10 protein-coding genes are annotated in these 15,368 nt (G+C 64.0%); 8 read left to right on the forward strand and 2 right to left on the reverse strand.

The genetic code is table 11. The features are described from left to right. Positions 1-89: 89 nt before the first annotated feature. Both CHB75_RS15705 and CHB75_RS15710 read right to left on the reverse strand, forming a co-directional pair. Positions 90-2,825 carry a phosphoenolpyruvate carboxylase gene (locus CHB75_RS15705; RefSeq protein WP_089272171.1) on the reverse strand — a complete coding sequence of 912 codons (2,736 nt, stop codon included), beginning with the start codon at positions 2,823-2,825 and terminating at the stop codon, positions 90-92. A 495-nt stretch (positions 2,826-3,320) separates the two neighbouring features. Continuing rightward, on the reverse strand, positions 3,321-4,001 hold the full coding sequence (locus CHB75_RS15710) for a GntR family transcriptional regulator (RefSeq protein ID WP_089272173.1): 681 nt from the start codon (positions 3,999-4,001) through the stop codon (positions 3,321-3,323). Between the two features lie 116 nt (positions 4,002-4,117). On the opposite strand from CHB75_RS15710, the gene CHB75_RS15715 reads away from it, so the two are divergent. The 8 genes from CHB75_RS15715 to CHB75_RS15750 all read left to right on the forward strand — a co-directional run bounded on the left by CHB75_RS15715 (position 4,118) and on the right by CHB75_RS15750 (position 15,325). After that, complete coding sequence (locus CHB75_RS15715; protein WP_089272175.1) at positions 4,118-6,223, forward strand: hydantoinase/oxoprolinase family protein; 2,106 nt, start codon at positions 4,118-4,120, stop codon at positions 6,221-6,223. Then, positions 6,213-7,820: a hydantoinase B/oxoprolinase family protein gene (locus CHB75_RS15720; RefSeq protein WP_089272177.1), complete on the forward strand. Its 1,608-nt coding sequence runs from the start codon at positions 6,213-6,215 to the stop codon at positions 7,818-7,820. The genes CHB75_RS15715 and CHB75_RS15720 overlap by 11 nt, the downstream gene beginning before the upstream one ends. 74 nt (positions 7,821-7,894) lie before the next feature. Then, positions 7,895-9,427 carry an ABC transporter substrate-binding protein gene (locus CHB75_RS15725; protein ID WP_089272179.1) on the forward strand — a complete coding sequence of 511 codons (1,533 nt, stop codon included), beginning with the start codon at positions 7,895-7,897 and terminating at the stop codon, positions 9,425-9,427. Between the two features lie 10 nt (positions 9,428-9,437). Then, entirely contained in the window at positions 9,438-10,397 is a 960-nt protein-coding gene (locus tag CHB75_RS15730) for an ABC transporter permease (protein WP_089272181.1), read from the forward strand. Continuing rightward, entirely contained in the window at positions 10,394-12,268 is a 1,875-nt protein-coding gene (locus CHB75_RS15735) for a dipeptide/oligopeptide/nickel ABC transporter permease/ATP-binding protein (RefSeq protein WP_089272183.1), read from the forward strand. Before CHB75_RS15730 ends, CHB75_RS15735 begins: the two co-directional genes overlap by 4 nt. After that, on the forward strand, positions 12,268-13,275 hold the full coding sequence (locus tag CHB75_RS15740) for an ABC transporter ATP-binding protein (protein ID WP_089272185.1): 1,008 nt from the start codon (positions 12,268-12,270) through the stop codon (positions 13,273-13,275). The genes CHB75_RS15735 and CHB75_RS15740 overlap by 1 nt, the downstream gene beginning before the upstream one ends. After that, complete coding sequence (locus CHB75_RS15745) at positions 13,272-13,991, forward strand: SDR family NAD(P)-dependent oxidoreductase (RefSeq protein WP_089272187.1); 720 nt, start codon at positions 13,272-13,274, stop codon at positions 13,989-13,991. Before CHB75_RS15740 ends, CHB75_RS15745 begins: the two co-directional genes overlap by 4 nt. Beyond that, positions 13,988-15,325, forward strand: coding sequence for an NAD(P)/FAD-dependent oxidoreductase (locus CHB75_RS15750; protein WP_089272189.1), 1,338 nt, complete (start codon positions 13,988-13,990; stop codon positions 15,323-15,325). Before CHB75_RS15745 ends, CHB75_RS15750 begins: the two co-directional genes overlap by 4 nt. Positions 15,326-15,368: the final 43 nt, after the last annotated feature.

Raw genomic sequence — 15,368 nt, forward strand, 5'->3', positions numbered from 1 at the left:
CGATCGGCGTCTCCGCACGTATTTGGGGGATCCCGGTGGGCGGTATGCGGTCCGCCGCGCTGGCGCTGTTTGACGGCTTCATTCCAGGGTCAGCCGGTCCAGCCAAGACCGCTGGAAATGACGTGGATCGTCATCAAAAGCGCGTCGACTTCGGCCGGGTCAGCCTTGTCCGCGCCACCGGCCCGGCGCACATGGTCAAGCAGGTCGATCTGCAGGCGGTGCACGCCAGCCATTTGCGGTGCGATGCTGTTGGCCTGTTCGCGAAAGACCGGAAAGCGTTCGCACAGATCGCGCCCGCCAGCCACCGCCAGGATCATGCTGCGGGTCAGGTCGTGTTCCGCCTGCACCTTACCAAAGATCGACGCGCGGGTGGCCGGGTTCTGCACCAGTTCGGAATAGGCACGGGCTGTATCCATGTCGGATTGAAAGAGCACCTTCTCCGCCTCGTCGATCACCAGCCGGAAAAGCCGGGAACGTTCGAACATGCGGCGGAGCAGATCAAGGCCATCATCACCACGCACGCGCGTGAACGCCGCCAGCGCCGAGCCGATACCATACCAGCCGCTCAGCATGTGCCTGTTCTGGCTCCAGGCAAAGACCCAAGGGATGGCGCGCAGGTCTGACAGATCGCGCGCAGAAGTGCCAAAGCGTTTCGCCGGTCGCGATCCGATCTTGAGCAGAGACAATTCATCCACCGGGCTGCTTTCGTGGAAATAGTCGATGAACCCGGGGCTGCGCACCAGATCGAGATACTTGATCTGGGACAGACCGGACAGCGCCTCCATCGCCTCGTTGAATTCGGGCGTGTCCGGCTCTGTGTTCCCGGTCTCAAGCGTATGGGCCAGAACCGCGGCAGAGAGATATTCGAGATTTCCAAGGGCCGTGCCGCGGTTGGCAAACTTTGCCGAGACGATTTCGCCCTGTTCCGTCACACGCAACCGCCCGTCGACAGTGCCCGCAGGCTGCGCGGCAATGGCGCGCCCGGCGGGGGCGCCCCCGCGGCTGACAGACCCGCCTCGACCGTGGAAAAAGGATACCCTTACGCGGTGCTTTTCGCCGACGCGGCGCACGGCGGTCTGCGCCTTGGCCAGCTCCCAGTTCGACGTTAGGAACCCGCCATCCTTGTTGCTATCGGAATAGCCAAGCATGATCTCCTGCACATCCCCGGCCTCGCGCATGGCGCGACGCACGGTGCGGTTGGCGAAAAGCTGGTCAAGGATTTCTGTCGCCGCGCGCAGGTCGTCGATGGTCTCAAGCAGGGGCACGACCTCAATGTCGGTGGGCAGGTCATGCGTATCGGCCGCGGCGGTCCAGCGTGCCAGTAGGTAAACCGCAAAGATGTCATCTGTCGAGGTTGTCATCGACAGGACCACCGCGCCGATGGCCTGCCGGTCCTGTGCACGCGTCCGGGCAACAAGACTGAAGAGGTCGAGCGTCTCGTTCGCCTCATCGGGCAGGTCACCAAGCGCCGCGCGATCCAGAGGTGTTTCGTCCTGTAGCGCCTTGGCGAGCATTTTGGACCAGTCCGCCGTACCTTCTTGTGGGCAGTCCCCACCGCGCGCCGCGAACACGGCGGCGACAGTACGGTTGATCACCGTCGCGTTCTGGCGGATGTCGAGCGATACTGTGCGGAAACCAAAGGTATCGATCCGGCGCAGCAACGGGCGGGCGCGCCGTGCCGCGACCCTATGCGCAGCTGATTGCACAAGTGCCGTGTCCAGCGCCTGGACCAGCGTGCGGAATTCGCGGGCAGAGGCGAATGGCGTCACATCTGAGACAGCACCCAGAGTGGCATCAAGGCGCAGAAGCAGCGCGGTGGAAAACTGGCGGAAGGGTTCAGCAGAGTTCTGCACACGGGTGTGATCCGCAGCACTTCCACAGAGATCAAGCTGAACGGCCACCAGTTTGAGGAATTCCTTCGGTACTTCTGTCACGCTGAGGCTGAGCGACAGCTCGCGACAAAGTTCGGCGAGTGTGGGGCGATAGGACCTGATCGCCGCCACGCGGTATTCGACCAGCGCGTCCCGCGTCACCTTCGCGGTCACATGCGGATTGCCGTCGCGGTCGCCGCCGATCCAGCTTGAGAACCGCAGGAAGGGGGCTGGTGACAGACCTTCGTAGGATTGACGCAAGGCGTGTTCCAGGGTGTCCTGAAGCGCGGGCACCGCCGTATAAAGCACCTCGCGAAAGAAATAGAGGCCCCACTGTACCTCTTGCGCAACGGTCGGTTTTTCCAGACGCAATTCTCCGGTCAGCCACAGGATTTCGATCTCGGCCGTCAGGGCCTGAAGATGCGCCTCCTGTTCGCGGGGGGCCCAGTTCCGGCCCATGAGGTCCGTCAACCGACGATAGATGCGGCGGTGGGTTTCCAGAACCGTAACACGCTTGGTTTCGGTCGGGTGGGCGGTCATGGTGGGGGCGACGCGCAGTTTTTGCAGTGCCGTCTCCATCATTTCGCGGTTCTTGCCGCCCCCGGCCGCACGGGAAAACACCTCGGCAAAGGATCCGGGAATGTCTGCGGCGTGCCCGGCGCGCTCGATCTCGCGGCGCATCTGGACGGCTTCGAATTCCCGGGCGATGGCCAGCAGCTGATGCCAGGCACCCAAAGCTTGCAGCGCCATAAAGCGTTCGCCCGCAGGCAGGCTGTCGACAGACCTGCGCCCATCCAGAAGGCGGGCAACGTCGCTGACCTGACCCCGGGTCACGGCCACGAGGCATCGGGTGAGCATTGCCTGAATGTCAGAACTGCGGGTTGTGCTCACCGGTTCGATACGCCGGTGATCGGGCGCCGCCGATGGATCGGGAAGGGTGCTGGGAATGTTCATAGCGGCTGCGTTCCAATTCTGTTCGTTGCAACCATGAGACGCCCTGTCACGCGATGGCACCAGCACCGGTGGTATAGAAACTGCTGACCATTCGTGGAGATTGTGGTTACCCGTTCGGGGACCAATTCAGGTGTCCGATCTTGGGCCGCGATCACGGAGGTACGAAAATCAGTGCGGCTCTCTTCCGCAGCTTGACGTTTACCCGCATCCGTAAACCGTCGGAACACAGATCGCAGCGACGTTCTTCGCTGAACCGGTGCATGACTACGAACCTATGGGCAGAATACTCATTCGATTAACTCCGCCAGGGACGTTGATCGAACACTTAGACGGCCGCAGTCAGCGTCGAAAAAGCCATACCGATAAGATTCGCTTCAGCTGTGACAAAGAGCTTTGCATTGGACGACGCGCGGAAATCGGATGTCCGATGCCGCGCATGGCAACAAACCCACAGGCACGATTATCGCACCTCCTGACTCGACGCGAAGCGCGACGTTATGTCGGCAAATATGATTTGAGCCGTGGCATCCCCACGAGATGGCGATCCAGAATGCTCAGCGCGCGATCCTCATCATGAGCGATCAGTGCTGCGATCAGTTCCCGATGCTCCTTCACAATCACGTCGTTCTGGCCGACGCCCAGTTTCAACGACAGCATCGCGACACGGGTCAGATTCGCCTGAAGATTGTCGAACACCTGAACCAGAACAGTGTTGCCCGAGGCTGCGACGATCGCCTGATGGAACTGTCGATTGATTTCGACGCTGGACAGAAAATCATCTTCGGACAGCTGTGTCTGCGCTTCGCACAGCTCCTCCAGCCCGTCCGGGACCGGTCGCGCGTCCCGGCAGATGCGCCGCACCGCGTGGCTTTCAATCATGTGGCGCACCTCGCAGAGGTCTTCGAATTCATCCGCCGACAGCAGCCTGACCATCGCGCCGCGCCGCGGGTGCAATTCGACGAACCCTTCGGCGGCTAGCCGATTAAGCGCCTCGCGCACCGGCGAACGCGACACACCGGTCATTTCGCAGGCAATCGCCTCTTCGATGAAACGGCCGGGCGCAAAGACCCCGCTCAGGATGGCGGCGCGAATCCCGTCATAGGCACGGACACGCGCGGTGACGCCGACAGCCGTGGGCTCCTTTTCCGCGTGTGCACGCTTTTCGTGTCTACTCATTCATCACCTCCGGGCGGTTTTCGGGCCGCGTTGCGCCCGCAGATAGCTTTATTCTGGACAAGCGTGTTGTATTCTTCTTGTATACGTGAAGAACACACCAAAAGGCCAACAAAGAAATGATGGACGGTACGGCAAAAATCGACCCCGAGGGCAGCTGGCGCGTCGGCGTCGATTCCGGCGGCACCTTCACCGATGTCTGCATGTTCAATCAGGACAGTGGCCAGATCGCCGTCTGGAAAGTGTCCTCGACCCCCGACGATCCTTCGCGCGGTATTGCGCAGGGTGTCGAAGAGGGCATGAGCGAATGTGCCGGTGCGCAGGGCGACCCCGCCGCCGCCATCGCCTACCTCGGCCATGGCACGACCGTGGCGACCAATGCCCTGATCACCCAGCGCGGCGCGCGGGTCGGGCTGCTCACCACCGAAGGTTTTCGCGATCTGCTTGAAATCGGGCGGCAGAAACGCCCGGATCTTTATGACCTTTTCGCCAGCAAACCACCCACACTCGTCCCCCGTGACCTTCGGTTCGGCCTGCCTGAGCGGATTATGCAAAGCGGGGATATTTCGCTTCCACTGGACGAAGACGCGGTGCGCGCCGCTGCGCGGTCCCTGAAAGAGGCAGGTGTCGAAGCGGTTGCGATCTGTTTTCTCTATGCCTTCGTCAATCCGGCGCATGAACAGCAGGCCCGCCGCATCGTCGAACAGGAAATGCCCGATGTCTTTGTCTGTACCAGTCACGAAATCGCGCCCGAGTTTCGGGAATTCGAGCGGCTTTCGACCGCCACCGTCAACGCCTACCTCGGCCCGATCATGCATCGCTACATCAGTCGGCTGACACCGCGCCTTCGGGATCTGGGCCTGCCGGTTCCTCCGCACCTCACACAGTCAAATGGTGGCGTCGTTCGGTTCGAAGTCGCGGCGCAAACTCCGGTGCGCGCGGTGCTTTCGGGCCCTTCGACCGGGGTCGTTGCGGCGCAGGCCATCGGCGCGCAGGCCGGGTTCCCCGACATCATCACATTCGATATGGGCGGCACGTCTTCGGACGTTGCGCTTATGGCGCAGGGGCGGACCGCGCAGATCAATGAAAGCATGGTGCACGGCTATCCGATCAAGGCGCCGATGCTCGACATCCACACCGTCGGTGCCGGGGGTGGCTCAATCGCGTCGATCGATTCTGGCGGGCTGCTCAAGGTCGGGCCGGAGAGCGCTGGCGCCGATCCCGGACCGGTCTGCTATGGGCGCGGCGCAACCGAGCCGACGGTCACCGATGCCAACATCGTGCTACAGGTTCTGAACCCAACGCATCTTCTGGACGGGCGGATGAAGGTCCGGCGTGATCTGGCAATCGCAGCCATAGGAACCATGGCCGAAACGCTGGGCATGGGCGTCATGGACACGGCGCAGGGCATAATTTCGGTCGTTACCGCCAATATGGCCAAGGCGATCCGCGTGATTTCGGTTCAGCGGGGGCACGATCCCCGGGGGTACGCGTTGATGGCCTTTGGCGGCGCGGGTCCGCTGCATGCCGTCCGGCTGGCACAAGAATTGGGCATGTCCCGCGTGATCATCCCGCGCAATCCCGGCATCCTCTGCGCCATGGGTCTGCTGCTGACCGATCTGCGCGCCGATTTTTCGACCACGCGGCTGATCCCGCTCGAGGACCGCGCACTTGGCAGGATCTGCGACGCCATTCAACATGTCGGGGACGAGGCGGAGCAGTGGTTCGATGCCGAAGGCATTCCCGCCGACCAGCGCCGCAGTAGCTGCCGAGTCGATCTGCGTTATGAGGGTCAGAATTACGAGCTGTCGATCCCTGTGCCCGAGGGCGCGATCACTTTGGCGACGTTGACCGCACTCAAGGACGGTTTTGCCCAGGCCCATGAACGCATGTACGGCTTTGCCGTCGAAAACGAACGCATCCTTTGCGTGACCTTCCGGGCCGAGGCGCTTGGCCTTGTGCAAAAGGCCGAACTGCCGCGGCGTGCATTGGGTGGACCAGATGCATCGGCAGCAATCACCGGCAACCGCAATGTGTGGTTCCCCGAAACCGGCACCTTCACGCCCAGCACGCTTTATGCCCGCGACCGCATGACACCGGGGATGATCTTTGCCGGTCCCGCCATTGTCGAACAGATGGACACCACAACGCTTATCCCGCCCGGCGTGACCGTCCACGTGGACGAAATCGACAACCTTGTGCTGGAGCTTTCCGATGACAGATAACGCCAAGCCCACGCTGGACCCGATCACGGTCGAAGTCATCGGCGCCGCGCTTTCATCGATTGTCGAAGAAACCGGCGAGGCGCTGGTACGCGCGTCATATTCCACCAACATCAAGGAGCGGCGCGACTGTTCCACCGCGCTGTTCGACGGGCAGGGCCGCACCCTGTGTCAGGCCGAACATATCCCGGTGCACCTTGGCAGCTTTCTCGACTTTATCCCGATGCTGCTGGCCGATCACGACCCCGCCGACATGCGCCCTGGAGATGTGTTCATCGGGAATGACGCCTATCGCGGCGGCGGCACCCACCTGCCCGACATCGTGCTCGCCGAGCCGATTTTCATCGACGGCGTGCTGGTGGCCTGGACGGTCAACCTTGCGCATCATTCCGACTTTGTGGACCGCGCCCATGCCCATATCTATCAGGAAGGTCTGCGCATCCCGCCGATCCGCCTTTACCAAGCGGGCGTGTTGCTGAAGGATGTGCAGGAGTTGATCCTGCTGAACTGTCAGGTACCGCGCGAACGGCTGTCGGATCTGCGTGCCCAGATGGCGGCGAACCGGGTCGGCGTTCAGCGGTTTCAGGAACTCTGCGCGCGCCACGGGCTTGAGACTGTGCTGGCCTCGGGCGAGGCGCTTCTGGATTACGCCGAACGCAAGATGCGCGCCGGGATCGCCGCGCTGCCCGACGGCAGCTGGCGGTTCGAAGACGTCTTTGACAACCTCGACTTTGACGAGCCGATTCCACTGTCGGTCACGGTCACCGTTTCCGGCAGCGAAATCGCGCTGGCCTTTGATGCGCCGCCACAGGTGCGGTCGGGCATCAACATGACCCGCACCGCGCTGCTGGCCACGGTCTACTACATCGTGAAATCCGTGGTTGACCCGACAGTGCTTCCCAATGCCGGACTGGCCCGTCCGATCACCGTAACAGCCCCCGAGGGATCGATCGTGAACTGCGCCCACCCCGCGGCAGTCAACGGGCGGGTTCAAACCTGTCAGCGGGTCGCAGACCTGATCCTGGGCGCGATCGCGCAGGCCGTGCCGGAACGTGTATCGGCCTGCACCAATTCGACCTGCACCGTGGCGCTGTTTTCCGGCACCCGTCAAAGCGGCCCCGACAAAGGCACCTACTGGGTCTACCTTGAAACCATCGGCGGCGGCGGCGGCGCCCGCCCCGGTGCCGACGGGCTGGACGGCATCCACGTCCATGCCACCAACACCTCAAACCTCCCGGTCGAGGCGCTGGAGGTTGAATACCCGATCATTCTCGAACGTTATGAACTGGTCGACGGGTCGGCCGGTACGGGGCGCCAAAGGGGTGGCATGGGGCTGCGCCGGGTCTATCGCGCCACCGAAGACTGCATGGTCAGTGTCGACATCTCGCGCAACCTGTCCCGTTCCTGGGGGCTGGAAGGCGGTGGCCCGGGCGGCCACGGCGGCTATGTGCTAAGCCCGGAAACCCCGGCATTCGATCGCGGCAAGGGTATCTTGCGCGCTGGTGAATGGCTTGAGGTCATAACCCCCGGCGGCGGCGGCTACGGCCATCCCGCAATGGAAAGCGAAACGCCTGAAGGTGACAAACTGGCCGCCGAATAGCGCCAGACCCGCAATAAACCGCATTCATCCAACGGCCGACAAGAGCCGACACCCCCAACAAGGAGACCTGACAGATGACCACACGTTTGAACCGCCGCGGATTTCTGGCCTCGACCGGCGCATTGGCCGGGGGACTTGCTTTCCTCGGACCCCGCGACCTGCTTGCCCAGGAAGGCGGCACTCTGCGCTTTGCGCTGTCCACCTATCCGCCCAGCTTTGACGCCTGGGCGTCAAGCGGCACCGCCGCCGGCACGATCAAGCTGTTGATCCACCGCGGGTTGCTGGGTTATGCGCCCGACGGCACGCTGCGCGGCGAACTGGCCGAAAGCTGGAAAGTGGACGACACCGGCGCCTGGATCTTCAAACTGCGCGACGCCAAGTGGCACGACGGCACGCCCGTCACCGCCGAAGATATCGCCTGGAACGTGCTTGAGGCGCAGAAATCCGATTCAGCCGCACATTTTCAGGGCCAGCTTTCCGCCATCACGTCGGTCGAGACGCCGGATACCAAAACGGTGCGCATGGTCACCACGGAACCCCTTGCCGTGCTGCCCGGCTGGTTTGCCGATTTCAACATGCCGATGATCAAAAAGGGCGAACCGCGCGACACGACTCTGGGCGCGGGGCCATTTACCCTCGCCTCTACCGACCGCGGCGTATCGCTCAGCCTCAAGGCGTGGGAGGGGTACTACAAGGAAGGCCTGCCCAAACTTTCGGGGATCGAGGCCATCGTCTATGCCGACGAAAACCTGCGGGTTGCGGCGCTTGAGGCCGGCGATGTGGATCTGATCGAATACGTGCCATGGCAGTCGATGACCAAGATCGAAGGCAACGATGAACTGACCCTGCAAACCACCAACGGGCCGTTTATGTACCTGACTTTCAACGGCTCGCGCCCGCCGTTCGACAATCCCAAGGTCCGTCAGGCGGTCGCTCATGCGATCAAGCGCGAAGACATCGCAGCGGCGGCGTTCTATGATCGTGGCGGCGCGCTGGAACACCTGCCCATCCCCGAAGGGTCGGAGTTCTACAACCCCGAATTCAAGGACGCCTGGAACTACGACCCCGACAAGGCGACCGCCCTGCTGGCCGAGGCGGGTTATCCCGACGGCTTCGAATGCACCATGCTGTCCACTGCACAATACGGCATGCACCAGTCCACGGCCGAGGTCTGTCAGGCCTATCTTTCGATGATCGGCATCAACGTGCAGCTCGACCTGCCCGAATGGTCGACCCGCGTGCAAAAGGGCAACGAGGGCAGCTATGACCTTGCCGTCATGGGCACCGCCGCGTCGAACAACGACCCCGACGGCCTTAGCAGCGTGTTGGACGGATCGCTGCCCGCCAGCTTTGTGCGCAGCTTCGCGCTGGAAACACCCGAAATCAGCGCGCTGTTCGCCAAGGGCCGCGCGACCTTTGACACAGAGGAACGCAAGGCGATCTACAAGGAGATGGAAAAGATCGCCATCGACACCACGCCGATGGTCGGGCTTTCCTGGCGGTCGCAGGGCTATGCGATGAAATCCGGGGTGAGCGGGTTCACCAGCATGCCCGGTCAGCTGATCTTCTACTCCGGCACCACGCTGGAAGAGACGATGTTCGGCTGAGCCGCGCAAGATGGTCAGATACATCGCCTACCGGAGCCTCATGGCCCTGTTCCTGGTCTGGGTCGTGGTGACGATCGTGTTCCTGCTGCTGCATCTCATTCCGGGTGACCCGGCCGAGCTGTTGCTGAGCCAGGGATCGATCGCCGCAGATCCTGCCGCGGTGGCGGCACTGCGGACAAAAATGGGGCTGAACGAACCGCTCTGGCAGCAGTATCTGTCGCATCTGGCCGGCGTTCTGACCGGCGATCTTGGCGCGTCGTTTCGTGACGGCGCGCCGGTCGTGGGGCAAATTGCACAGCGACTGCCCCGCACTCTCGAAGTCATCCTGACCGCTGCGATCATCGCGACCACCCTCGGGGTTCCGCTGGGTACCTTTGCCGCCATCCGCGCCGGTGGCAAATGGGATTCCGCGATTTCGCTGTTGTCCTCGGCGGCGCTGTCGACGCCGGTCTTTGTTGTCGGATCGGTCGTCATCCTGATCTTTGCGCAGCAGTTGCGCATATTGCCCGCTGGTGGCTTTGTTGCGATATCTGTGGACCCTGTACAGCATCTCAAACTGCTGATGCTGCCCGCCGGGACCGTCGCGCTTGGCCTCTGGGCCGTCATCACCCGGATGAGCCGCGCCACCGTCCTCGAAGTGCTGCAGCGCGACCACGTACGCACCGCGCGCGCCAAGGGCCTCAGCCACCGCCAGATCCTGCGCCGCCATGTCGTGCGCAACGCGCTGATCCCGGTGCTGACCGTGCTCGGGCTTGAGATGGGCACCCTGATCGGCGGCACGGTGCTGGTGGAATTCGTGTTCAACTGGCCGGGGCTGTCTGGTTACCTCGTCTCGGCGGTAGATGCGCGCGATTATCCCGAAGTGGTGGGCATTGTCATGACGATCTCGATCCTCTTCGTCTTTCTCAACCTGCTGGTGGATGTGGTCAACGCCGCGCTCGACCCGCGCATCGCGCTGGCCCGGTCATGAACCGCGCCCTACGACAGCTGATCGTACCCGGAACTGCCGTGGCGATCATCGTGATGCTGGTGCTGCTGGCCCCTGTCCTGCCGCTGGCCGATGTGCGCGGCATGGACATCCCGCACCGCTTTGCGCCGCCGTCGGCCCAGCATTGGCTGGGTCAGGACGAATTTGGCCGCGACGTGCTGGCCCGGCTGATCTGGGGCGGGCGGGCATCGCTGTTCATCGCCATCGGATCGGCGCTGGCCGCCGCCGTCATAGGCACCACCCTTGGCCTGCTGGGCGGGTATTTCCGTGGTGTGGTCGAGATTGTCACGGTGCGCGCTGCCGAGATCATCCTCTGCCTGCCGCCGCTGCTGCTGGCGTTGCTGGTGGTGACCATCCTTGGTGCCGGAACACGGCCGCTGATCCTGGCGCTGACCATCCTTTATACGCCGAACTACGCCCGGGTGATCTATGCCGCGACGCTGCAGGTGCAGGGCCTGGATTTCGTGACAGCGCAGCGGGCGATGGGCACCCATCCGATACGCATCCTGTGGCGCACCATCCTGCCCAATGTCATGCCTCCACTTCTGGTGCAGATGTCGCTGGTCATCGCCTCGGCCATGGTGATCGAAAGCGGGCTCAGCTTTCTGGGCCTTGGGGTTGTGCCGCCGACCCCGTCCTGGGGTCTGATGATCCGCGCTGCCCGAAGCGCGATGGAGCTTGCCCCGCTGCTGCTGGTCTGGCCGTCGCTGGCGCTGGCGGGCACGATCCTGACCTTCAACCTGCTGTGTGACCGGCTGCAATCGGTGCTGGACCCGCGCGCTACCACTGCGGGCGGCGCACTATGGCTGCGCAATCCCCGCAGACGTGCCGCGCCGACACCCCGCACCACCACCCCGCCCGACCAGACGCAGGCCCCGCTGCTGGAAATCCGCGACCTTGCCATCGCGGTCAATGCTGGCCGCCAACCGATGGACCTTGTCCATAATGTCAGCATTTCCGTGCAGCCCGGCGAAACGGTGGCGCTGGTCGGGGAATCCGGGTCGGGCAAGACACTGACCAGCCTTGCCTTGACCGGCCTGCTGCCTGACAGCCTGTCTGTCACCGGCGGCACGGCCACCTATATGCCGCGCGACGGCGTGCCGATCGACCTCTGCCAGCTTGACGAACAGGGCTTTCGCACCCTGCGCGGGAGTGAGATTTCGATGGTGTTTCAGGATGCCGCGGCCGCGCTCAACCCCGTTCTGCGCATCGGGTACCAAGTGGCCGAGGCGATCCGCGCCCACCGTAACCCCAGTGACTTCGAACTCGACACCGCCGTGATCGAACTGCTGCGCCATGTCGGCATTCCCGATCCCAAGGCCCGCGCCCGCGCCTACCCACATGAACTATCCGGCGGCCAGCGCCAGCGCGCGATGATCGCCGTGGCGATTGCCAACAGCCCCCGCCTCCTGATCGCGGACGAGCCGACCACTGCACTTGACCCCACCATTCAGGCACAGATCCTTCAGCTGTTCCGGACGCTCAAGGATGACACGCCCGAGATGGGCCTGATCTTTGTCACTCATGACCTCGCCCTCGTGTCCGAAATTGCCGACCGCGTGACCGTCATGTACGCCGGTGAGGTGGTCGAGGATGGCCCCGTTGCGCAGGTCTTTGCCCAGCCCCGCCATCCCTATACCGCCGCACTCATCGCCTCGGTCCCCGAAGGGGGGGCGGAACGGCTGGTCGCCATCCCCGGCACCGTGCCCGCACCGAACGCCATGCCACCGGGCTGCCGTTTTGCACCGCGCTGCGCCCACGCCCGGCCCGAATGCGACGCCGCCCCGCCGCCGGTGATTGCCCCCGCGCCGGAACGTCGGACCCGCTGCATCCGCTGGAAAGAGGTCACCTGATGTTCGACGCCCCGCCAACGCCACTGATCGACGCCAGCAATCTTGGCCGCAACTTTGCGACCCGTCAGGGCCTGTTCGGGCGCTGGCGCGATGTCTGGGCGGTGCGCGATGTTTCGCTGAGTCTGGCCAAGGGTGAAACCCTCGGCATCGTCGGTGAATCCGGCTGCGGGAAATCCACCCTCGGGCGGATGATGCTGGGACTTGAGCCGCCGACCACCGGTACGGTCACCTTTGACGGGCGCGACCTTTCTGGCTACCACGGCGCAGAACGACGCAGGCTGGCGCGCCGGATGCAGATGGTGTTTCAGGACCCGTTTGGCTCACTCGATCCGCGCCGCACGGTGGGCGCACAGATCGCTGACGGGCTGAAGACACACGACATCGTGCCCCCCTCCGAAATGCAGGCCGAAGTGACGCGGCTGATCGAACAGGTCGGGCTGCCCTCCACCGCCGCACAGCGCCGACCGCATGAATTTTCGGGCGGACAACGGCAGCGGATCGCCGCCGCCCGCGCCCTTGCCACCCGCCCGGATTTCATTGTTGCGGATGAGCCCGTTTCGGCGCTGGATGTGTCGATTCAGGCGCAGGTGGTGAACCTGCTGATGGACCTGCGCCGGGATCTGAACCTAACCATGCTGTTTATCAGCCACGACCTGCACGTCGTGCGCCACCTCTGCACCCGCATCGCTGTCATGTACCTTGGCCGCATTGTTGAAGAGGGCCCTGCGGAAAAGGTCTTTGGTACCCCGGCGCATCCCTATACCCGCGCCCTGCTTGCTGCGACGCCGTCGCTACACCCGCGCGCGGATGACGCTGCGGACCGCATCCTGCCCGGAGAGCTGCCAAGCCCCGCCAATCCGCCCTCGGGTTGCCCGTTTCGCACCCGCTGTCCCATCGCCGAAGACGCTTGCGGCCGCGACGTGCCCGCGTTCCGTGAAATAGGCCCGGGCTGGCGCGCCGCCTGTATCAAGCCCGAGCACACTGCCAAAGTGGAAGTCCTGCCATGAACGATGAATGTCCCGTTGCGATGATTACCGGCGCCAACAGGGGGATAGGCGCTGCCATTGCGCGGGAGCTTGGCGGCAAAGGCTACCGGCTTTCCCTCGGACTGCGTGACCCGGCATCCCTGCCACAGGATCTGGCCGCGCTGGATCCACTTGTTGTGCCCTATGACGCGTCCGATCCAAAGGCCGCGCGGGCGTTTGCAGATGCCACTCTGGCACGCTTTGGCCGCATCGACGCGCTGGTGAACAACGCTGGCATCGGCGGCCCGTTGGAACTGATGCCTGAGACGCCACAGGACGACGACGAAATGGAAGAAATGCTCGACGCGCTACTGACGATCAACGTCAAGGCGCCGTTCCGGCTGACTCGCGCGGTCCTGCCCGCCCTGTGCCAGAGCGGGCGCGGACGGGTCATCGTGATCGCATCGCTGTCGGGCAAGCGGGTGCTTGGCCTGAACGCCGGTTACCAGATGACCAAACATGCCGCCGTTGCTTTGTCCCATGCTGCGCGCCGCGCCGGATGGGACAACGGGGTACGTGCCTGCGCCATTTGCCCCAGTTTTGTCGCAACGGACATGACACTGCGCCACGATTTGCCACGTCAGGATATCACCAAACCCGAAGACCTCGCGCACATCGTTGCCGAGGTGGTGATGCTGCCGAATTCGGCCAGCGTTTCGGAACTGGTGGTCAACTGGCGTTACGAGCCCGGGCTATGATCCGCCCTTTTGTCACACCCGTTACAGGCGATGCCACGCTACCTAAGCAGGTGGATATCGTGGTGATCGGCGGCGGCATCGTCGGATGTTCGGCCGCCCTCTGGGCCGCAGAACAGGGGCACCGGGTCGCGCTGATCGAAAAGGGGCGCATCGCGGGCGAACAATCTGGGCGCAACTGGGGATGGGTGCGGCGCATGGGCCGGATTCCTGCCGAATATCCACTGGGGATTCAAAGCCTGCGGATATGGGCGGACCTCACCCGCCGCACCGGGCACGAGACGGGATTTTGCCGCGCCCGGGTCGTCTACACCGCCAGCACGCGCCACGAACTGGCCTGGCTCGACACGGTTGCGCGCGATGCTGACACCTTCGGCCTTGCCGTGACGCAGCTAAACCCGGCGCAGCTGGTCGCGCGGCTGCCCGGCTCGACCCTTCCCGCACAATCCGCCCTGCTGAGCGAAGACGACGGGCGCGCCGAACCGGCCCTTGCCGCCCCCGCCATCGCCAAGGCCGCGCGTGAGAATGGTGCAGCGATCGTGACCGGCTGCGCCGTGCGCAGTCTGGAAACATCCGCCGGGCGGGTTTCTGGTGTAGTGACGGAACGCGGCCGCATCGCATGCAGTGCTGTGATTTTGGCCGCTGGCGCATGGTCGCGGCTGTTTGCGGGCAACCTCGGGATCGACCTGCCACAGCTGCGCGTGCGCAGTTCCGTCCTGCGCACCACGCCCGTCTCCGGCGGGCCGGACGCGGCGATCGGGACCGGACGGTTCGGCCTGCGCCCGCGCCTTGACGGTGGATATACCATCGCCCGTCGGGGTCGCGCCGCAGTTCAGATCACGCCGGATGCGTTTCGCCTCATGCCGAAGTTTCTGCCCGGCCTGCGCAAGAACCGCGCTGAATTGGGCCTGATCCTAGACCGTGGTGCCTGGGACGGTTTGGTCACGCCGCGCCGCTGGTCCGAGGACGCTGTTACCCCGTTTGAAACCTGCCGCGTGCTGGACCCCGAACCACAGCCCGCCGCGCTGAAGAAGGCGCTACGCGATGTTCAGCGCGCCTTTCCCGCCTTTGCGGACGCTCAGGTCGCGCAAAGCTGGGGCGGCATCATTGACGTGACGCCGGACGGGGTGCCGATCATCGACGCGGCACAACAGCTTTCCGGGTTGGTCATCGCCACCGGCTTTTCCGGCCACGGTTTCGGCATCGGACCCGGGGCGGGACAGCTGGCCGCCGAGATCGCCACCGGTGCCGCGCCGCTGGTCGACCCCGCGCCGTTCCGGCTGTCGCGGTTTGGCACCACCGGCGCCCCACGGCCCGAAATGGCGGGGGCGCCATGATCTGCCGCCAGCCTGTGCAAAGCTTTCTCGATCGCCCGACAAG

It is taken from the genome of Puniceibacterium sediminis (assembly GCF_900188035.1).
In the GTDB taxonomy this organism is placed as follows: Bacteria; Pseudomonadota; Alphaproteobacteria; order Rhodobacterales; family Rhodobacteraceae; genus Puniceibacterium; species Puniceibacterium sediminis.